The sequence below is a fragment of the Nocardiopsis alba DSM 43377 genome (assembly GCF_000341225.1).
Classification (GTDB): domain Bacteria; phylum Actinomycetota; class Actinomycetes; order Streptosporangiales; family Streptosporangiaceae; genus Nocardiopsis; species Nocardiopsis alba.
In genome coordinates this window covers 182,118-201,539 of the sequence record NZ_ANAC01000003.1, presented here as the reverse complement: position 1 = coordinate 201,539, position 19,422 = coordinate 182,118, and the positions used below count along the sequence as shown (strand labels likewise).

Genomic DNA, 19,422 nt, shown 5'->3' with positions numbered 1-19,422 from the left:
GTCGGATTCGGCCTGTGGACGAACTTCTCGTCTCAGGGAGCGGACAGGGGTCTCAGGAGCCGGGACGAACGTGCACGACGTCGCCCACGTTGAGCGCCCGCTCCCCCGCCGGCCCGGACAACAGCAATCGCGCCTGGTCGTCCACACCGGAGACGGTGCCCTCGACGGCCCGATCACCGGGGAGGTGGACCCGGACCCGGCGGCCGATCGTCACGCACATCTCCCGGTACTCGTCGGCCAGTCCGCAGGCCTCCGCGTCCCCGGAGGTCGCGAGCCAGGCCTCGTAGCGCTCCTCGAACTCGGCCAGGACGGCGAGCAGCAGCTCCTCGCGTCCCACACCGGTGACGCCCTCGGCCCGCAGCGAGGTGGCGGTCTCGACCGGCAGGCCGTCCCTCCCCTGGGACACGTTGAGCCCCATGCCCACGACCACTCCGACGGCGTCGGGAGAGGAGAAGTCGGCCTCGGCGAGGATCCCGGCGAGCTTGCCGTCGGCCTGCCCGGGTTCCGAGCGCAGCTCTCCCGGAACGAGGACGTCGTTGGGCCACTTCAGCGCGGCCTTGACCCCGGCCCTTCCGCGCACCGCGGCGACCGCGGCCACTCCCAGCATCGGGGAGACCCAGCCCAGCCGGTCCGTCGGCACCTTCGGTCGGACGAGGAGGGAGAAGGTGAGCGCGACCCGCGGCGGGGTGGTGAACCCGCGTCCGAGCCTGCCCCGACCGGCGGTCTGATGTTCGGTGGCCAGCACGGTGCCCTCCGGGGCGCCCTCCCTCGAGCGCTCCGCCAGGTCGCTGTTGGTGGACCCGGCCTCGGGCACCACGTCCACGCTCCGCCACAGTCCGCCCGGACGTACCACGGCCGCTTCGATCGCGGCGCGGTCCAGGGGAGGGATCATCGGAGTGTGTTCGCTGGTCATACCCCCATTACAGCAGCACATGGGGCGGTGGGAGAACCCGGGCGGCCGGGCCCGAGCGCGAAACGGCGAGGGGCCCGCGTACGGACGACGCGGGCCCCTCCGGGGAAGGCGGTGGATCAACCGGTGTTCTGAAGACCGGCGGCCACTCCGTTGACGGAGAGCAGGAGCAGACGCTCCAGGTGTCGCCCGTCCTCCTCCGACAGCGTGTCCGCCTCCTCGCCGCGCAGGGCCTCCAGGGCCCGGAGCTGGAGGTGGCTGAGCGCGTCCACGTACGGGTTGCGCAGGTCGACGGCCCGGGAGAGCACCGCGCGGTTCTCCAGCAGCCGTTCGTGCCCGGTCACCCGCAGGACGAGACGACGGGTCAGGTCGTACTCGTCGAGCACCTTCTCGGTCAGTTCGGGGCGGCCGCCCAGTGCCAGGTAGCGCTCGGCGATGGTCCGGTCGGTCTTGGCCAGGCTCATCTCCGCGTTGTCCAGCAACGAGGCGAACATCGGCCATTCCCGGTAGGCGGCCTGGAGCGCGGGCAGGTCCGCGACGGCGGCCAGGCCGGTGCCCAGACCGAACCAGCCGGGCAGGTTGACGCGGGTCTGCGTCCAGGCGAACACCCACGGGATGGCCCGGAGGTCGCCCAGGCCCCGGGCGGCCCCGCGCCTGGAGGGCCGCGACCCCAGCCGCAGCTCGCCCAGTTCCTCCAGAGGGCTGATCCGGGAGAACCACACCGCGAAGTCCTCGGTGCCGATCAGGTCGAGGTAGGTCTCCTGGGCGGCGCCGGCGATCGTGTCGGCGTAGGGGCGGAACCGTTCGGCGGCTGCGCGTTCGCGTTCCAGAACCTCGTCGGTGGAGGCCATGAGGACGGCGTGCCCGACCTGTTCGATGTGGCGCCGGGCGATGGCGGACTGGCCGTAGCGGGCGAAGATGACCTCGCCCTGCTCGGTGACCTTGAACCGTCCGTCGACCGATCCGGGCGCCTGGGCCAGCAGGGCCCGGCTGGCCGGGCCTCCGCCTCGGCCGAGGGAGCCGCCGCGGCCGTGGAAGAGGGTGAGTCGGACGTCGTGCTCCCGTGCCCACGCGGACAGCCGGGCCTGGGCGTCGTACAGGCGCAGGGTGGCGCTGACCGGCCCCACGTCCTTGGCGGAGTCGCTGTAGCCGAGCATGACCTCCAGTCGGCGGTCGTTGTCGTCCAGGCGGCGTCGCACCTGCGGAAGCTCCAGCATTCCGGCCAGGACCCGGGGCGAGGCCTCCAGGTCGGCGCCGGTCTCGAACAGCGGGATGACGTCCAGGACCGGGACCCGCTTGGGAGGCAGCGCGTAGGTGGCCAGCTTGTGCACGGCCTCGATGTCCTCGGCCGAGCGGGTGAAGCTGACGATGTACCGGTTGCAGGCCTCCACCCCGAAACGCTCCTGGATCCAGGAGACGGTGCGCAGGGTGGCGAGGACCTCCTCGGTGCGGTCGCTCAGGGGCCCGCCCGACTCCAGTTCGGCGAGCGCGGCGGCGTGCACCTCGCTGTGCTGTCGGATCTCCAGTTCGGCCAGGTGGAAGCCGAAGGTCTCGGCCTGCCAGATCAGGTGCTGGAGTTCGCCGTAGGCCTGGCGCGCGGCGCCCGCCGCGGCGAGGGAGTCCTGGACCAGGCGCAGGTCCGAGAGGAAGGCGTCGGCCCCCGGGTAGGCGAGGTCGGCGTCGCGTTCGCGGGTGGCGCTCAGCCGCGCGGTGGCCAACAACAGGAGTCGACGGTGCGGCTCGTTCGGGGAACGCTTGCCGATCTCGGCCATCAACGTCGGATAGGCGGCCTCGGCCTCGGTGAGGGTGTCGATCAGCGCGCGGCTCGCCGGGGTGAGGTTGGCGTAGACGGTGAGCGTGCGCCCCACCCGCCCACAGGCGTTCTCCAAGGCGCGCAGGACGTGCTCGGACTGGATGGTGACGGCCTCCCTGGTCACCTCGTGGGTGACGAAGGGGTTGCCGTCGCGGTCGCCGCCGATCCAGCTCCCGTAGCGGACGAAGGGCGTGGCGCGCGGAGGCCGCGTCCCGCTTCCCTCGGGGTCGATGGCCGTGTCCAGGGTCCGGTACACCTTCGGCAGCGTGGCGAAGATGGTCTCGTCGAAGGCGGAGAGCGCCGTGCGCACCTCGTCGAGCGGGTCGAGCTTGGTGTAGCGCAGCTGGGAGGTGCGCCAGAGCAGGTCGATCTCCTCGAGGAGACGACGGTGGGCCTCGGCGGCCGCGGCGCTGCCCTCGTGGGCGGCGTGCCAGGCGTCGAGTTGGGCGCTGATCCTCAGGATCGAGGTGGACACGGCGCGGCGTCGGGCCTCGGTGGGGTGGGCCGTGAGCACCGGGTGGAATTTCATGCCCGCGACGAGTTCGTTCAGCCGTTCCTCGCCGCCGTCCTCCTCGCGGATGGCGCGCACGGCGGCGGCCAGGGACTCCCGAGGCGGGTTGGCGGCGTCGTCGCGCTCGCGCAGGGCGCGCATGCGCTGGTGTTCCTCGGCCAGATTGGCGAGGTGGAAGTAGACCGTGAAGGCGCGCGCCACCTGCTTGGCCCGTTCCAGGGGCCAGGCGCCCACGAGGGCGGTGATCTCCTCGGTGGTGACGGCACCCTCCCGGGCACCGATCACCTTGTGCCGGAGTTCTTCGACATCGGCGAGCAGATCCTCGCCACCGCTTTCCGCGAGGATCGTTCCGAGCATCTCCCCGAGGAGTTTGACGTCATTCCTGAGTTGTTCGGGGACTTCCTGGCGGGCACTGTCGCGTTCTGCGCTAACCGCTGTCATGAGGGGGACGATACCGAGATCGCTTCGAGGCGGGAACGAGCGGGGGGCGTTTTCGGACGTTTTACCAAGGCGTTAATCATTGTTCCCTCCAAGGGGAAATTCACATTCGATCACGAATTCCCGTATGTTCCGGGCGCCTTTTTCGTCGACTCGGCCGGGAGGCGGCGAACCTCGCGAACCACCACGTAAGCGAGGGGCACTCGTGGGCCCGGGACCCCCTCGGAGCTAGGCTGGGTTGCTATGGCCACCGAAGCCCCAGAACCGCTGTCCGCGGCCGAGATCGACATCCACACGACCGCGGGCAAGCTCGCCGACCTGCGACGACGCAGGTACGAAGCCGTACACGCCGGCTCCGAGCGAGCCGTGGAGAAACAACACGCCAAGGGCAAGATGACCGCGCGGGAGAGGATCGACGCACTCGTCGACCCCGGCTCCTTCGTGGAGTTCGACGCCCTGGCCCGCCACCGTTCGACCAACTTCGGTCTGGACGCCAACCGCCCCTACGGCGACGGCGTCGTGACCGGCTATGGGACCGTCGACGGACGACCGATCGCCGTGTTCAGCCAGGACGTCACCGTCTTCGGCGGCTCCCTCGGCGAGGTCTACGGTGAGAAGATCTGTAAGGTCCTCGACCACGCCCTCACCAACGGGTGTCCCGTGGTGGGCATCAACGAGGGCGGCGGCGCGCGGATCCAGGAGGGCGTGGTCGCCCTCGGTCTGTACGCCGAGATCTTCAAGCGCAACACCCACGCCTCCGGGGTGATCCCCCAGATCTCCCTGATCATGGGCGCCACCGCGGGCGGGCACGTCTACTCTCCGGCCCTGACCGACTTCGTGGTCATGGTCGACGAGACCTCGCAGATGTTCATCACCGGACCCGACGTCATCAAGACCGTCACCGGCGAGGACGTCTCCATGGAGGAGCTGGGCGGCGCCGCCGCGCACTCCTCGAAGTCGGGGGTCGCCCATTACATGGGCTCCGACGAGCAGGACGCCATCGACTACGTCAAGAGTCTGCTGTCGCACCTGCCCGACAACAACCTGGAGGACGCCCCGAGGCTCGCCCCCGAGGACGACCCGGGCGAGGAGACCACCGCCGAGGACCTGGCGTTGGACACGTTCGTGCCGGATTCGGCCAACCAGCCGTACGACATGAAGCGGGTCATCGAGACGGTCCTGGACGACGGCGAATTCCTCGAGGTGCACGAACGCTTCGCCACCAACATCGTCGTGGGGTACGGGCGTGTGGACGGCCGTTCCGTCGGCATCGTCGCCAACCAGCCGATGAGCCTGGCGGGCTGTCTGGACATCGACGCCTCCGAGAAGGCCGCCCGTTTCGTCCGCACCTGCGACGCCTTCAACATCCCGGTGCTGACCTTCGTCGACGTCCCCGGCTTCCTGCCCGGTACCGACCAGGAGTGGGACGGCATCATCCGCCGCGGCGCCAAGCTGCTGTACGCCTACGCCGAGGCCACGGTCCCGCTGATCACCGTGATCACCCGCAAGGCGTTCGGCGGCGCCTACGACGTGATGGGCTCCAAGCATCTGGGCGCCGACATCAACCTGGCCTGGCCCACCGCGCAGATCGCGGTCATGGGCGCCCAGGGCGCGGTGAACATCCTGCACCGACGCACCCTGGCCGCGGCCGACGACGTCGAGGCCGAGCGCGCCCGTCTGGTCGGCGAGTACGAGGACACCCTGCTCAACCCCTATTCGGCGGCCGAGCGGGGCTACGTCGACGGCGTCATCCTGCCGTCGGAGACCCGGGTCCAGGTGGCCAAGGCGCTGCGGGCCCTGAACAACAAACGCGAGCAGCTGCCGCCCAAGAAGCACGGGAACATCCCGCTGTGAGCGCGCCGCAGAACCCGCCGCACCTGGTCGTGGTGCGCGGCGAACCCTCCCCCGAGGAGCTCGCCGCGCTCACGGCCGTACTCGCCGCCCGAGCGGCGGCCGCCCACGCCGTACCGACGTCGGAACCACGGCGGACCGTCTCCGGATGGCGCGACCGCTCACGCGGCATGCAGGCCCCGCCGCGTCCGGGCCCCGGGGCCTGGCGTATGAGCACGAGGTGACCCCTGACGTGCTCCTTCGTTCCCTAGACTCTTCGTCGAGCGGTCGGCGCGTGACCCGCTCCACGCTCCTGCTGGAGGTTTTCCCACCGTGCGTAAAGTTCTGATCGCCAACCGCGGCGAGATCGCCGTGCGCATCGCCCGCGCCTGCCGCGACGCCGGGCTGGCCAGTGTCGCCGTCTACGCCGAACCCGATCTGGACGCCCTGCACGTCAAGGTCGCCGACGAGGCCCACGCCCTGGGCGGCTCCACCCCCGCCGACTCCTACCTGGACATCGCCAAACTCCTGGCCGTCGCCGCCTCCTCCGGCGCCGACGCCGTCCACCCCGGCTACGGGTTCCTCGCCGAGAACGCCGACTTCGCCCGGGCCGTCATCGACGCCGGGCTGACCTGGATCGGTCCGCCCCCGTCCGCGATCACCGCTCTGGGCGACAAGGTCCAGGCCCGCCACATCGCGCAGAAGGTCGGTGCCCCGCTGGTCGCGGGCACCCCCGACCCGGTCGAGTCGGCCGAGGAGGTCGTGGCCTTCGCCGAAGAGCACGGTCTGCCGATCGCGATCAAGGCCGCCTTCGGCGGTGGCGGCCGCGGCCTGAAGGTCGCCCACACCCTGGACGAGGTCACCGACGCCTACGAGTCGGCCGTGCGCGAGGCCGTCACCGCGTTCGGTCGCGGCGAGTGCTTCGTGGAGCGCTACCTGGACCGGCCCCGGCACGTGGAGACCCAGTGCCTGGCCGACACCCACGGCAACGTCGTGGTCGTCTCCACCCGGGACTGCTCGCTCCAGCGCCGTCACCAGAAGCTGGTGGAGGAGGCCCCGGCCCCGTTCCTGTCCAGCGACCAGATGGAGCGCCTCTACAGCGCCTCCAAGGCCATCCTCGCCGAGGCGGGCTACGTGGGCGCGGGCACCTGCGAGTTCCTCGTCGGCACCGACGGCACCATCTCCTTCCTGGAGGTCAACACCCGTCTTCAGGTCGAGCACCCCGTGACCGAGGAGGTCGCCGGGATCGACCTGGTCCGTGAGATGTTCCGGATCGCCGACGGCGAGGAGTTGGGCTACGGAGACCCCGAGGTCCGCGGCCACTCCTTCGAGTTCCGGATCAACGCCGAGGACCCGGGGCGGGGTTTCATGCCGGCCCCGGGCACCATCACCACCTTCGATCTGCCCGGCGGGCCCGGTGTGCGGGTGGACACCGGCTGCGAATCCGGGTTCACCGTGCCGCAGGCCTTCGACTCGATGGTCGCCAAGCTGATCGTGACCGGCCGCACGCGCGAGGAGGCGCTGGCCCGTTCCCGGCGGGCGTTGGCCGAGTTCACCGTGGGCGGCATGCCCACGGTGATCCCCTTCCATCGGACCGTGGTCGAGGACCCCGCGTTCGCGCCCGCCGACCCGGATCAGGCGTTCGGCGTGTACACGCGTTGGATCGAGACCGAGTTCGACAACACGATCGCCCCCTGGGACGGCGCGCCGGGCGAGACCGAGGAGAGCGCCCGCGAGACCGTGACCGTCGAGGTGGGCGGTCGACGCGTCGAGGTCGTCCTGCCCGCCTCCCTGGGCGTGGCCGCGGCCCCGGCCGCCGGTAACGGCGGTGGGAAGAGGAAGCGTTCCTCCCGCAAGGGCGGGGCCGGTGCCGCCGTGAGCGGTGACGCGCTGGTCTCTCCGATGCAGGGCACCGTGGTCAAGGTCGTGGCCGAGGAGGGCGCGAGCGTGGCCGAGGGCGACACCGTCGTGGTGATCGAGGCGATGAAGATGGAACAGCCGCTGACCGCGCACCGGGCCGGAACGATCACCGGTCTGAAGGTCTCCCCCGGCGAGACCGTGAGCGGCGGCGCCGTGGTCTGCGACATCAAGGACGCCTGACCCGATTCCGTTCCGTCCGAAGGGGCGGCGCCGATCCTCGGCGCCGCCCCTTCGTCGTTCCTCGGTCCGTGAGGCGGGGAACAGGGTGATCCTCATCGCGTCCGAGGGTGGGAAGAGCCTGCGCAATAGGCGCTCCGAGCCGGCCCGGGAAGATAGCCGATCGGCTGTGTATGGAAAAGCCGGGCAAATCGGGTTATCGTCTTGCATCGTGACGAACATTTGGGGACTGACACGAAGGTGGCACATCGACCTGTGCCGCTTCGCCAGTCAAGCGTGTAGCTAGGTCCACGCGCCGCCCGTAACGGGCCGCGCGCCGCCACGCCCTGCCCTTGGTCCCCGCGTCACCCCTCTTTCCGGTGGCGCCGACTCATCTTTCCCCCAGCCGGAGAACCCTCGCGTTCCGCCGATCGTCGACGCGTGCCCGAACTCCGGCCCTCACACGCTTGGAGTCACTTTCGTGTCCGCACAGACCGCAGAGGTCAAGCCGAAACGGCGTATCCCACTGCCCTCCTTCGGCGTCCAGGTCGTCCTCGGTCTCTTCCTTGGACTCCTCCTGGGTTTCGTCGCCCTACAGATCGGTCCGGTCGGCGACGGTGAGCCGAACTGGCTGGCCGTCACCCTCCAGACCATCGGCAGCACCTTCGTCACCCTGCTGCGCGCGATCGTTCCGCCGCTGATCGTCCTGGCCGTCATCTCGTCCATCGCCAACCTGCGCAACGTCACCAACGCCGCGCGTCTGGCCTGGAAGACCCTGCTCTGGTTCGCCATCACCGCCCTGATCGCGGTGGGCATCGGCGTCGCCCTGGGTCTGGGCGTCCGTCCCGGGGTCAACAGCGCCGTGGACGCCGCGACCGTCGCCGAGCCCTCCAGCCACGGCTCCTGGCTGGCCTTCATCGAGAGCATCGTCCCGGCCAACTTCCTGGGCCTGGCCGCCGACACCTACGCGGGCGACGACGGCTCCCTGACCACCTCGCTCAGCTTCAACGCCCTCCAGCTGATCGTCATCGCGATCGTCCTGGGCATCGCCGCCGTCAAGGTCGGCAAGCCGGCCGAGCCGTTCATCAAGTTCACCGAGTCGACCCTTCAGGTCGTGCTCAAGGCCCTCTGGTGGGTCATCCGTCTGGCCCCGATCGGCACCGTGGGTCTGCTGGGCAACGCCGTCTACAGCTACGGCTGGGACACCATCGGCTCCCTCGGCAAGTTCACGCTCACGATCTACATCGGCCTGGCGCTGGTGCTGTTCGTCGTCTACCCGATCCTCTCCTTCGCCAACGGCCTGTCCCCGGCGAAGTACTTCTCCGGTGTGTGGCCCGCGCTCCAGCTCGGCTTCGTCTCCCGCTCGTCGATGGGCACGATGCCGGTCACCCAGCGGGTCACCGAGCAGAACCTGGGCGTGCCGCGCTACTACTCCGCGTTCGCGGTGCCCTTCGGCGCGACCACCAAGATGGACGGCTGCGCCGCGATCTACCCGGCGATCTCGGCGATCTTCGTCGCCCAGTTCTTCAACATCGACCTGTCGATCACCGACTACCTGCTGATCGTCTTCGTGTCGGTCATCGGTTCGGCCGCCACCGCGGGTACCACCGGCGCCATCGTCATGTTGACCCTGACCCTGTCCACGGTCGGTCTGCCCCTGGAGGGTGTGGGCCTGCTGCTGGCCGTCGACCCGATCCTGGACATGGGCCGTACCGCCGTGAACGTCGCCGGTCAGGCGCTGGTCCCGGCGATCGTCGCCAAGCGCGAGGGCATCCTCGACCTGGTCCGCTTCAACGCCCGTCGCGGCCCGAGCGGCTTCGTCCCGGTGGACGAGCCGGGCACCCTGAGCGCCGAGGAGGCGGCCGCCGAGGCCGCCACCGAGGACGCCGAGGAGAACGCCCCCGAGGGCGAACGCGTCACCGTGGGAACGGCCTCCAAGAGCTGACCGTTTCCTCGCCACCGATGAGGGCCCGCCGGGAGATCCCCCGGCGGGTCCTCGTCGTTCCGGAGGTGGGAGAGGTCGGCCACAAGGGGTTCCGTGTCCGGGCCGGCGGGAACTGTCCGGCCCTCCCGTTCGTCCTGTGGACAAGGGAGGCGAGAGGAACGACATGTTGCGCCGCTTGGTAACACCCACAGTGCTGACCGCCGGGCTCGTGATGGCGATGGGCGCCGTCGCGGCCCCCGCCGCAGCCGACACCGTCGAGGCACCCACCACGCAGGAGATCGTCGAGGAGCTGGAGAACGACGGGGTCTTCATCGACCCCTCCATCGACCAGATCTCCACCGCCGACGAGGGGGCTCTGGAGGCCGCGGCCTCGGGAGCCGACACCCCCGTCTACTACGTGATCCTGCCCGGGGAGGTCGCCACTTCCGAGGCCGGGATCAACACGCTCATGGCACCCGTCATGTCCGAGGTCGGCGACGGGGCCTACGGTGTCCTGGGTGGAAGCGACCACTTCTACGTCACCTCCCCCGACCTGGACGACACGGCGATCATCAGGGAGACCGCGCTCAACGAGGGCGGCAACCCGATCGACACCCTCGCCGCGCTGCCGCAGGCGGTCGAGACCACGCAGACCCAGAACGAGGCCCCCTCGGGCGGCGGCGGTTCGGGCCTGGTCCTGCTGGCGATCCTGGTGCTGATCGCGGCCGCGGGCGGCTGGTACGTCTACAACAGCCGCAAGAGGCGCGAGGCCGAGAAGGCCAAGCAGATGGAGGAGATCCGGCAGATGGCCACCGAGGACGTCGTGCGCCTCGGCGAGGACGTCGCCCGGCTGGAGATCGACCTGTCCAAGGTGGACGACGCGACCCGGAGCGACTACTCCCGGGCCATGGACTCCTACGACCAGGCCAAGTCGCTGCTGGACACCATCCGGGAGCCGGAAGAGGTCAAGCAGGTGACCAGCGCCCTGGAAGACGGTCGATACTACATGACCGCCACCCGGGCCCGGATGAACGGCGAGCCGGTGCCCGCGCGGCGCGGCCCCTGTTTCTTCAACCCGCAGCACGGCCCCTCGTCCGAGGACGTCACCTGGGCCCCGCCCGGCGGTTCTCCCCGATCGGTCACCGCGTGCGCGGTGTGCGCCCAGGCGGTGCGCACCGGCGGTCAGCCCGACGTGCGCATGGTCGAGGTCGACGGTGAGCGTCGTCCCTACTACGACGCCGGCCCCGCCTACTCCCCCTACGCGGGAGGCTACTTCGGCATGAACATGATGATGGGCATGTTCACCGGCATGATGATGGGCTCCATGATGGGGTCGATGATGGGTGCCGGGATGATGGGCGCCGGGGCCGAGGACGCCGGTGGTGACTTCGACGGCGGCGATTTCGACGGCGGAGGCGACTTCGGGGACTTCGGCGGCTTCGACTTCTAGGCCGTGTCCACGTGGAGGGCCTCGGGATCTCCCGGGGCCCTCTCCCGTGTCCGGGGTCGGCCCTCGCCGGAGGGCCCCGACAGGCGTGCGTCGACCCAGCGGAGCACGGCCTCGGCGGTCTCGGAGAGGGGCCGTCCCGTGGTCTCCAACAGGGACACGGGCGGATGGAGCCGGTCGGCCTCGGCCAGCAGCCAGTCCTGGTACTCCAGGGTCTCGATGATCCGCTCCTCGTCCCAGCCCCGCCAGGCCGGGCGGGCCCGCAGCCGTTCCGCGAGGACCTCCGGCTCGCAGGTGAGCGCCAGGTAGTGGACCCCGTCGAACAGGGCCCTCTCGGGCAGATGTTCCAATTCCGGAGGGACCACCGTCCCGCAGAGCACGACGGGACGCCCGCTCTGCTGCACCATGGCCGCGGTGCGCAACCACGTGGAGCGGAAGAGGCGGTGGTCGTCGGCCGGGTCGCGCAGACCGCCCACCCAGAGCAGGTCCTGTTCGAGCACGACGCACCGTTCCCGGAGCCCTTCCAGGAGGGCTCGCGCCACCGTGGACTTCCCGGTCCCACTGGGTCCGGTCACGCACAGCAGTGGCAGCCGCAGGAAGGGCCGGGTCAGTCCGCAGAAGGAGCAGCGCAGCAGCCGGGCCCCGGCCCCGGTGTCGGGTTCGGGGTCCCATTCTCCACAGTGCGCGCAGATCAGAGGGTGCACGATCGGATCAGTCGAAGAGTTGTTCCAGGAAGCCCTTGCGCCGACGGCGGTAGGGGCGGGGGGAATCGTCGTACCCGCGGTAGGGGCGGGGAGAGTCGCCGTACCCGCGGTAGCCGCGCGGGGAGTCCGGGTAGGGGCGGCGGCCGCCCTGAGGGGCGTAGGGGTCCGCGGGCGGGGGCATGTGGGGGTCGGTGGGCGCCATGCCGTAGTGGCGCTGTTCGGCGCTGACGATACGCTCCAGCTCGCCTCGGTCGAGGAAGATCCCCTGGCAGCCGTCGCAACGGTCGATGTGGACGCCCTGACGGTCGAAGGTACGCATCGGGCTCTGGCATTTCGGACAGATCACGACGAAAAAGTAAGACCTCGACCGTCAAGGCGGGGTAAGCGCCGGCCCGAAACCCGCCGTGTGCCCTGCACTGATCCACACGGCGGGTGGTTCCGGCACCCGTGACCGGGCTCCGTCTACTCCGGCGAGGCCAGCATGAGGGAACGGGCGGCCTCGGTGACGCTGCCCGACAGCGACGGGTACACCGAGAAGGTGTGCGCGAGGTCGTCGACGGTCAGTCGCTGCTGGACGGCGATCGAGACGCCGAGGATGAGTTCGCTGGCGCGCGGGCCGACGATGACGCCGCCCAGGACGATGCCGGTGTGCTGACGGCAGATGAGCTTGACGAAGCCGTCCCGGACCTCGTTCATCTTGGCGCGCGGGTTGGTGTTGAGCGGAAGGGTGACGACCCGACCGTCCACACGGCCGCTCCGGATGTCGTCCTCGCTGACGCCGACCGCGGCCAGTTCGGGGTGGGTGAACACCGTGGAGGCGACGGTGGAGAGCTGGAGCGGGGCCACGGCCTCGCCCAGGGCGTGCCACATCGCGATGCGGCCCTGCATGGCGGCCACGGAGGCGAGCATGTTCACGCCGGTGCAGTCGCCGGCGGCGTAGACGCCGGGGACGGTCGTCCGGGAGACCCGGTCGACCTCGACGAATCCCCCGTCTCCGAGGCGGACGCCGGCCTCTTCCAGACCCAGCCCGTCCGTGTTGGGGATCATGCCGACGGTCATCAGACAGTGGCTTCCGTCGACCGTGCGCCCGTCGGAGAGGGTGACGCGGACGCCGTCCTCGGTGCGCACGACCGACTCGGCGCGGGTCTGGCTGAGCACGGTCATGCCGCGGCGGGCGAAGACGTCCTCCAGCACCTCGGCCGCGTCGGAGTCCTGCGTGGGCATGACCAGTTTGCGGGAGGACACCAGGGTGACGTCCGAGCCCAGGGCCTGGTAGGCGCCGGCGAACTCGGCGCCGGTGACGCCCGAGCCGACCACGATGAGCCGCTCCGGGAGCTCCTCCAGGTCGTAGAGGTGGCGCCAGGTGAGGATGCGCTCTCCGTCGGGCTTGGCGGTGGGCAGCTCACGGGGGTGGGCGCCCGTGGCCAGGAGGACCACGTCGGCGTGGACACGGCGTTCACCGACGGCGACGATGTGCGGGTCGACCAGGCGGGCCTCGCCACTGACGACCTCGACGCCCTCCTTGATCAGACGGGCCCGGGTGTCGTCGGACTGGGCACGGGCCAGGCGTTTGATCCGACCGTTCACCTGGTGGATGTCGACCTCGACGGCCGGAACGCAGCCCTCGGCCTCGGCCTCGGGGATGTGGATGCCCAGTTCCGCGGACTCACGTACGTAGGTGGTCCGGGTGGAGGTGGCGATGAGGCTCTTGGAGGGAACGCAGTCGGTGAGGACGCAGGAACCGCCGATACCGTCGCGCTCCACCACCGTCACGTCCGCGCCGAGCTGTGCGGCGACCAGAGCCGCCTCATAGCCCCCGGGTCCGCCACCGATGATCACGACCTTCGTCACGCTGCTTCACTCCCTCTGCGGGGCGATGCGGCCCGCCCGTTCCCGGTCCGGGGTGACCGTGGGCATGGCTGGGCACCACCTGATTTTCTCGCTTACCTCCATTGTCGACCATCCCGACCATCGGAATCCGCAAGGCACCCCCGCCCGGAGAACGGATCGCCGGCAATGGGGAGGGAAGCACACAAGAGCGTTGCGTTGCGGAGTCATGTGATGACACAGAGGTAGCATCCGAATTGTGAGTGAATCAGAGCAGCCACCCCGAAGCACCCGTGAGGCCAGGACGCTGGCGGAGGAGGCGGCCAAGGAGCTGCTGACCCGCGCGGGCGCCGACAGTTTCGACGCCCTCGTGGTGCTCGGCTCCGGCTGGGAGGCCGCGGCGGACACCCTGGGCACGGACGACATCGAGTTCGACGCGGTCGACCTGCCCGGCTTCGTACAGCCCACGGCCGAAGGACACAGCGGTCGCATCCGCAGCATGTGGGTCGGCGACAAACGCGTGGTCGTCTTCATGGGCCGCGTGCACCTCTATGAGGGACACGGCCCCATGGCGGCCGTGCACGCCGTCCGCACCGGGATCGCCGCGGGCGCCCGCACAGCCGTGCTCACGGGCTCCGCGGGCTCTCTGCGCGCCGACTTCTCCCCCGGACAGCCGGTGCTGTTGCGCGACCACGTCAACCTCACCGCCGCCTCGCCCCTGGCGGGGGCCGACTTCGTGGATCTGAGCGAGGCCTACAGTCCGCGCCTACGGGAGATCACCCGGCAGGTGGACGGCGCGCTCGCCGAGGGTGTGTACGTGACGACCTCGGGCCCCCAGTTGCAGACCCCGGCCGAACTCCAGCTGCTCCGGCAGGCGGGGGCGGACGTGGTCGGTCGGTCGATCGCCCTGGAGACCATCGCCGCCGTGGAGATGGGGGCCGAGGTCCTGGGGTTGGCGATCGTGAGCAACGACGCGTTGGGGGCGATGATCGAGCCGTTCCGGAAGGAGCGGGCACTGGAGGTCGTCACTCGACGCTCCCGTGAGCTCGGAGAACTGATCCAACGGGTGCTCGGCGACGCCTGAGACCACGAGGACGTGACGAAGGCCCGGTGTCCACCGGGCCCTCACCTGTGTCGGAAGGATGGGGCACCCTCGACCGGAACGACGTGGCCGGTACCGGCGTGGCGAGCGTACATCCCGAGGCCTTGGGATGGACGGTACCGACCGTGGTTCCGATCGAGGGCGGTGCTTTCCCCGGTGCGCCCGTCACGCGGAATCCCCGCAGATCCCGTTGGACTCGCGACGTACGACACCTTTTCTTCCCGTTATTCGGTTGAACCGCGCGCGTGCCTTCGAGAGGGATCCGGGTGGGTGGCCATCCGCGCGAAGCCCGCCCACCCGGAACACTCTCCCTTAGGCATGCCTAACCTAACCAGAAGCCCGGGGTGCGCGTCAACCCCGGCTCGGAAACGAGAAGGACCCGGTCGCCCGTGTTCACGGGGCCGGGTCCGAGAGGGGGGAGAACCCTCGAGGAGGAGGCTCAGGTCAGCAGCAGCACCGCGACGAGCTGCACCACGGCCGCCACGGAGACGACGATGACCTCCAACGGCACCATCGTCTGGGGCCGCTCCTCGGCACCCAGCGCGGCCGGACCCGCCTCGTCGATCTCCTTGATCGGACCGCTCAGCGGACGCGTCTTGTACCGCTCGGCGTCCCGCCTCAGCTCACGGGCGACCAGCTCCATCGGACGCATCGTGGTCGGATCGTCGTTGTCGTCGGGGTCCACGTATCCGGAGTCCCGACGCAGGTTCTCCCGGACCTTGGCCCGCTTGGTCTCCCTCAGCGGCCAGGAACGGAAGGTCCCCTGCGGGGTGTGCACCCGCACCACGTCCACCACGTCCACCCACACCACGGCGGCCCACGGCACGAAGGTCTCGCGCAGGGGGTTGACCATCCGGATGCCGCGCGGAGTGGAGATCACGCGGGGACGCAGCCAGGCCAGGTACACGGCGGCGACGCTCAGGACCAGCACCGACCCGGCGATCCAGGCGGTGCGATCCGTCCCGCGCAGCACCAGGTCCAGCAGCAACAGGACCGCGATGACGATCCACGCGACCGCCATCACCCGGGAGGAGGTCGAGGCGTGGGTGGTCCCCCGGGCGGACCCCCCTCTGTCATCGGCGGTCATCAGCTCGTCGCCCACTTCAGCTGCGCGAACCCGGGCTTGATGATCCCGTTGATCAGCGCGAGACGCTCGTCGAAGGGCAGGAAGGCCGACTTCATCGCGTTGACCGTGAACCACTGGAGGTCGTCCCAGTCGTAGCCGAAGGCCTCGCTCAACTTGGCGAACTCCTCGGACAGACTCACCCCGCTCTGAAGCCGGTTGTCGGTGTTGACCGTGACCCGGAAGCGCAGGTCGCGCAGGAGGGAGATCGGGTGCTCGGCGATGGACTCCGCGGCCCCGGTCTGCACGTTGGAGCTGGGGCACATCTCCAGGGGCACGCGCTTGTCGCGCACGTACTGGGCGAGACGGCCCAGCTCGGGCGCGCCGTTCCCGTCGGTGGTGATGTCGTCGATGATGCGCACACCGTGCCCCAGACGGTCGCAGCCGCACCACTGAAGGGCCTCCCAGATGGAGGGCAGACCGAACGCCTCACCGGCGTGGATGGTGAAGTGGAAGTTCTCCCGCCTCAGGTACTCGAAGGCGTCCAGGTGACGGGTGGGCGGGTTGCCCGCCTCGGCGCCCGCGATGTCGAAGCCGGACACCCCGGCGTCGCGGTAGCGCACCGCCAGCTCGGCGATCTCGGAGGAGCGCGCCGCGTGACGCATCGCCGTCACGAGCTGTCCGGTACGGATGCTCCGACCGGCGTCGGCGGCCCGCTTCTCCCCCAGCTCGAGCCCCTCCTGGACGGCCTCGACGACCTCCTCCAGGGTGAGTCCGCCCTCCAGGTGTTGCTCGGGCGCGTAACGCTGTTCGGCGTAGACCACACCGTCGGCGGCCAGGTCCTCCGCCGCCTCGGCGGCCACCCTGACCAGGGCCTCACGGGTCTGCATGACCGCCGTGGTGTGGGCGAAGGTCTCCAGGTAGCGCTCCAGGGAACCGGAGTCGGAGGCGTCCCGGAACCAACGACCCAGTTCCTCCGGGTCATAGGTGGGCAGGCCGGTGTAGCCCACCTCTCGGGCCAGTTCGACGACCGTGGACGGGCGGAGGCCGCCGTCGAGGTGGTCGTGGAGGAGCACCTTGGGCGCTCGCCGGATCTGTTCGACAGTGAGTGGCTGGTTCATCCACTCAGGATGCCATCGGCGCATGAGCGGCCCCGACACGGCGCAACGAGGGCACCGGGAAACCGATGGAGGCGCCTGTCGGGTCGTGGAGGGGGCCGGTCAGGCCATCGCCTCACGATCCGTGGTCTCCCCCTGGCGGGAGATGTCCCACAGGGCGGTCAGGGCGGTGGTCACCATGAAGCGGGCCCCCACGCCGATCGCCCTCTCGTCCACGTCGAAGGTGCCCCGGTGCAGGTCGAGCATGGGCCCGTCCCAGTCCGGGGAATGCGTGCCCAGCCGGGCCAACGCGCCGGGCGCGTGCTCCAGGTACCAGGCGAAGTCCTCACCGCCCAGGCTCTGCGGGGTGGGCGAGACCGCGTCGGCGCCCAGGGCGAGGGTGACCGCGTCGCGCATGATGTCGACGCTGGTCGCCTCGTTGATGGTCGGGGGAACGCCACGACGGTAGGTCACCTCGGCCTCGGCTCCGTAGGCTCCGACGACCGACTCCACCATCCCCTTGAGGATGTCGGGGGCCCGGTGCCAGGCCTCGTCGTCCAGGCAGCGCACGGTGCCCTCGGCCACCGCGTCGTCGGGGATGACGTTGGGGGCCGAACCGGCGCTGATCCTCCCCCAGACCAGGCTGAAGCCGGCCCTGGGGTCGACCCGGCGGGAGAGCGCGGCGGGCAGTTCGGTCACGATCTTGCCCAGCGCGTAGACCAGGTCGGAGGTCAGGTGGGGGCGGGCCGTGTGCCCGCCGGGCCCGGACAGACGGACCATGATCTGGTCGCAGGCGGCGGTGATCCCACCGGTGCGCAGCCCCACCCTGCCGACCATCAGTCGGGGATCGCAGTGCAGTGCGAAGACGCGTTCCACGTCCTCCATGCCGCCGGCGTTGATCACCTCCACCGCGCCGCCCGGAAGCTCCTCGGCCGGCTGGAACAGCAGCCGGACCCGGCCGGGGAGCGCACCCTCACGGGCCTGCCGGGCGAGGAACATCCCCGTCGCCAGCAGGACCGTGGTGTGCACGTCGTGTCCGCAGGCGTGCGCCGCGCCCGGGACGGTCGAACGGTAGGGGACGTCCTTCTCGTCGGTGAGGGGGAGCGCGTCGATGTCGGCGCGCAGGGCGACCAGGGGACCCGGACCCTCACCCACGTCACAGATCAGACCCGTGCCCTGGGGGAGCACCCGGGGTTCGAGTCCGACCGCGCGCAGACGCTCGGCCAGCCGGCCGGTGGTGCGGTGCTCGGCGAAGGCGAGCTCCGGGTGCATGTGCAGGTCCCGGCGGAAGCCCGTGAGCTCCCGTTCATGCCGCGCCAGAAAAGCGGTCAACTGTTCCGGCAGGTCATGTCCCCGCATTGGAGGGTCCCCTCTATAAACTTCGCGTCGTTATCGCACACCGGCTCCGTCGCCGACGCCGACCGTGGCGCGGGTGAGGTCCCCGACGAACTCGGCGGAGAGCATGTCCACGACGTCCTGGAGCGAGCCTCCCTGGGCCACGACCGCCCGTTGGCGTTCGTAGGAGGCGCCCTTGTCCAGGATCTCGGAGATCAGGTCCAGGTCCTCCGCGCAGCCCAGGCGGGCGGCGACCGGTGTCAGCTCGCGGACCAACTCGTAGAGATCGTCACGGATCGGAACGGTGGTGCCGTGCGAATCCGTGATGACACGAGCGTCGAGTCCGTAGCGGGTGGCCCGCCACTTGTTGTCCTTCACCACCCAGGACGGCGGGCTGGGCAAGCTGTACCCGCGGTCGAGCTGGTGATCGAACAGCTCCACCAGGCTCTGGGAGAGAGCGGCGGCCATTCCCACCTCGCGCAAGGTGGGAATCCCGTCGAACATCCGGATCTCGATGGTGCCGAAATCAGGGTGCGGACGGACGTCCCACCACACTTCCTTGATAGAGGCGATGGTACCCGCCTTCAGAAGGGTTTCGAGGTATTCCTCGAAAGCGGGCCACCCGGACAGGTTCGGAGGTGGGCCGGAGGTGGGGAGGGCACCGAAGACAATGGATCGCGCGGAGGCGAGACCGGTGTCATGACCGCTCCAAAAAGGGGACGAAGCACTCAAAGCAAGAAAATGAGGTATATACTTCGCGAGCGCGTTCACGATCGGAATGGCCTTCTCCCGATCCCGCACTCCGACGTGGACGTGGACCCCGCAGGTCAGGATTCGCCGGGCGAGCCACTGCATCTGCTCGACCAGTTCCCCGTAGCGCTCGCCGGGGCTGAGGGTCTGATCCCGCCAGTGATCGATCGGATGGGTCCCCGTGCAGGTCAGGACGGTTCCCCGAGGTTCGAGCACCTCCCGCATCCGAGTGACGCTGCGTTCGAGATCGCGCTTGGCCTCGTCCACCGTCTCGCAGATCCCCGTCACCACCTCGACCTGGGACTGCATCAGTTCGTGGCGCAGCGGGGGGACCGCCGCGTCGCCACTCAGGTCCGGGAGATCCGCGAGGAGTTGTGCCGCCTCCTGCCGCAGGTGACGGCTGTTCCGATCGACGAGTTGGAGTTCCCACTCGACTCCTAACGTCGCGCGCTCGGACGACTTGAATGCGATTCCCATCTGCCCTCCGCAAGGTGTGGACGACCGTTCGGTCGGCGCAGCACGGCAAGCCCCGGAGAACCGGTCAACCGGGACAGGAGAGGACTACCCGCCGTACACGTCGCGCATACGGAGGAGA

15 protein-coding genes are annotated in these 19,422 nt (G+C 69.9%); 6 read left to right on the top strand and 9 right to left on the bottom strand.

Annotation, left to right across the window (positions count from 1 at the left end; genetic code table 11):
- Positions 1 to 52: 52 nt before the first annotated feature.
- Positions 53 to 892 carry a biotin--[acetyl-CoA-carboxylase] ligase gene (locus tag D451_RS0103270; RefSeq protein ID WP_017533413.1) on the bottom strand — a complete coding sequence of 280 codons (840 nt, stop codon included), beginning with the start codon at positions 890 to 892 and terminating at the stop codon, positions 53 to 55.
- Positions 893 to 1,029: 137 nt separating this feature from the next.
- Positions 1,030 to 3,591, bottom strand: a complete 2,562-nt coding sequence (locus tag D451_RS0103265; protein WP_017533412.1) for a phosphoenolpyruvate carboxylase — start codon at positions 3,589 to 3,591, stop codon at positions 1,030 to 1,032.
- Positions 3,592 to 3,915: 324 nt separating this feature from the next.
- On the opposite strand from D451_RS0103265, the gene D451_RS0103260 reads away from it, so the two are divergent.
- The 5 genes from D451_RS0103260 (at position 3,916) to D451_RS0103240 (ending at position 10,952) form a co-directional block, all read left to right on the top strand.
- The gene (locus tag D451_RS0103260) at positions 3,916 to 5,526 is read left to right on the top strand and encodes an acyl-CoA carboxylase subunit beta (RefSeq protein ID WP_017533411.1); all 1,611 of its coding nucleotides are present in this window, start codon (positions 3,916 to 3,918) and stop codon (positions 5,524 to 5,526) included.
- Positions 5,523 to 5,747 (top strand): acyl-CoA carboxylase subunit epsilon, encoded by a 225-nt coding sequence (locus tag D451_RS0103255; protein ID WP_014909689.1) that lies wholly within the window; start codon positions 5,523 to 5,525, stop codon positions 5,745 to 5,747. The genes D451_RS0103260 and D451_RS0103255 overlap by 4 nt, the downstream gene beginning before the upstream one ends.
- 88 nt (positions 5,748 to 5,835) lie before the next feature.
- Positions 5,836 to 7,602 carry an acetyl/propionyl/methylcrotonyl-CoA carboxylase subunit alpha gene (locus D451_RS0103250; protein WP_017533410.1) on the top strand — a complete coding sequence of 589 codons (1,767 nt, stop codon included), beginning with the start codon at positions 5,836 to 5,838 and terminating at the stop codon, positions 7,600 to 7,602.
- Between the two features lie 457 nt (positions 7,603 to 8,059).
- On the top strand, positions 8,060 to 9,523 hold the full coding sequence (locus tag D451_RS0103245; protein ID WP_014909129.1) for a dicarboxylate/amino acid:cation symporter: 1,464 nt from the start codon (positions 8,060 to 8,062) through the stop codon (positions 9,521 to 9,523).
- Positions 9,524 to 9,713: 190 nt separating this feature from the next.
- Entirely contained in the window at positions 9,714 to 10,952 is a 1,239-nt protein-coding gene (locus tag D451_RS0103240; protein WP_017533409.1) for a hypothetical protein, read from the top strand.
- Here D451_RS0103240 and D451_RS0103235 read toward each other — a convergent pair.
- The 3 genes from D451_RS0103235 to D451_RS0103225 form a co-directional block, all read right to left on the bottom strand.
- On the bottom strand, positions 10,949 to 11,653 hold the full coding sequence (locus D451_RS0103235) for an AAA family ATPase (protein ID WP_014912215.1): 705 nt from the start codon (positions 11,651 to 11,653) through the stop codon (positions 10,949 to 10,951). The genes D451_RS0103240 and D451_RS0103235 overlap by 4 nt on opposite strands.
- Before the next feature lie 7 nt (positions 11,654 to 11,660).
- A complete protein-coding gene (locus D451_RS0103230; protein ID WP_014909029.1) occupies positions 11,661 to 11,972 on the bottom strand; it encodes a TFIIB-type zinc ribbon-containing protein in 312 nt (103 codons plus the stop codon).
- Positions 11,973 to 12,115: 143 nt separating this feature from the next.
- Positions 12,116 to 13,504, bottom strand: coding sequence for an NAD(P)H-quinone dehydrogenase (locus tag D451_RS0103225; protein WP_017533408.1), 1,389 nt, complete (start codon positions 13,502 to 13,504; stop codon positions 12,116 to 12,118).
- Between the two features lie 235 nt (positions 13,505 to 13,739).
- Between D451_RS0103225 and D451_RS0103220 the strand changes: the two genes are divergently transcribed.
- Positions 13,740 to 14,564, top strand: coding sequence for a purine-nucleoside phosphorylase (locus tag D451_RS0103220; protein WP_017533407.1), 825 nt, complete (start codon positions 13,740 to 13,742; stop codon positions 14,562 to 14,564).
- 457 nt (positions 14,565 to 15,021) lie between these two features.
- On the opposite strand, the gene D451_RS0103215 is transcribed toward D451_RS0103220, so the two are convergent.
- The 4 genes from D451_RS0103215 to D451_RS0103200 all read right to left on the bottom strand — a co-directional run bounded on the left by D451_RS0103215 (position 15,022) and on the right by D451_RS0103200 (position 19,304).
- Entirely contained in the window at positions 15,022 to 15,669 is a 648-nt protein-coding gene (locus D451_RS0103215; protein WP_014913315.1) for a PH domain-containing protein, read from the bottom strand.
- Positions 15,669 to 16,766 (bottom strand): adenosine deaminase, encoded by a 1,098-nt coding sequence (locus D451_RS0103210; RefSeq protein WP_026124786.1) that lies wholly within the window; start codon positions 16,764 to 16,766, stop codon positions 15,669 to 15,671. Before D451_RS0103210 ends, D451_RS0103215 begins: the two co-directional genes overlap by 1 nt.
- A gap of 99 nt (positions 16,767 to 16,865) precedes the next feature.
- Positions 16,866 to 18,101, bottom strand: a complete 1,236-nt coding sequence (locus D451_RS0103205) for a M20 family metallopeptidase (protein WP_017533405.1) — start codon at positions 18,099 to 18,101, stop codon at positions 16,866 to 16,868.
- 30 nt (positions 18,102 to 18,131) lie between these two features.
- A complete protein-coding gene (locus D451_RS0103200) occupies positions 18,132 to 19,304 on the bottom strand; it encodes a glutamate--cysteine ligase (RefSeq protein ID WP_017533404.1) in 1,173 nt (390 codons plus the stop codon).
- Positions 19,305 to 19,422: the final 118 nt, after the last annotated feature.

What these genes read in the sequence shown, in the direction of transcription:
- D451_RS0103265 (WP_017533412.1), bottom strand. Translation starts at nt 3,591, where the DNA reads ATGCTCGGAACGATCCTCGCGGAAAGCGGTGGCGAGGATCTGCTCGCC.
- D451_RS0103200 (WP_017533404.1), bottom strand. Translation starts at nt 19,304, where the DNA reads ATGGGAATCGCATTCAAGTCGTCCGAGCGCGCGACGTTAGGAGTCGAG.
- D451_RS0103215 (WP_014913315.1), bottom strand. Translation starts at nt 15,669, where the DNA reads ATGACCGCCGATGACAGAGGGGGGTCCGCCCGGGGGACCACCCACGCC.
- D451_RS0103260 (WP_017533411.1), top strand. Translation starts at nt 3,916, where the DNA reads ATGGCCACCGAAGCCCCAGAACCGCTGTCCGCGGCCGAGATCGACATC.
- D451_RS0103230 (WP_014909029.1), bottom strand. Translation starts at nt 11,972, where the DNA reads ATGCGTACCTTCGACCGTCAGGGCGTCCACATCGACCGTTGCGACGGC.
- D451_RS0103210 (WP_026124786.1), bottom strand. Translation starts at nt 16,766, where the DNA reads ATGAACCAGCCACTCACTGTCGAACAGATCCGGCGAGCGCCCAAGGTG.
- D451_RS0103205 (WP_017533405.1), bottom strand. Translation starts at nt 18,101, where the DNA reads ATGCGGGGACATGACCTGCCGGAACAGTTGACCGCTTTTCTGGCGCGG.
- D451_RS0103270 (WP_017533413.1), bottom strand. Translation starts at nt 892, where the DNA reads ATGATCCCTCCCCTGGACCGCGCCGCGATCGAAGCGGCCGTGGTACGT.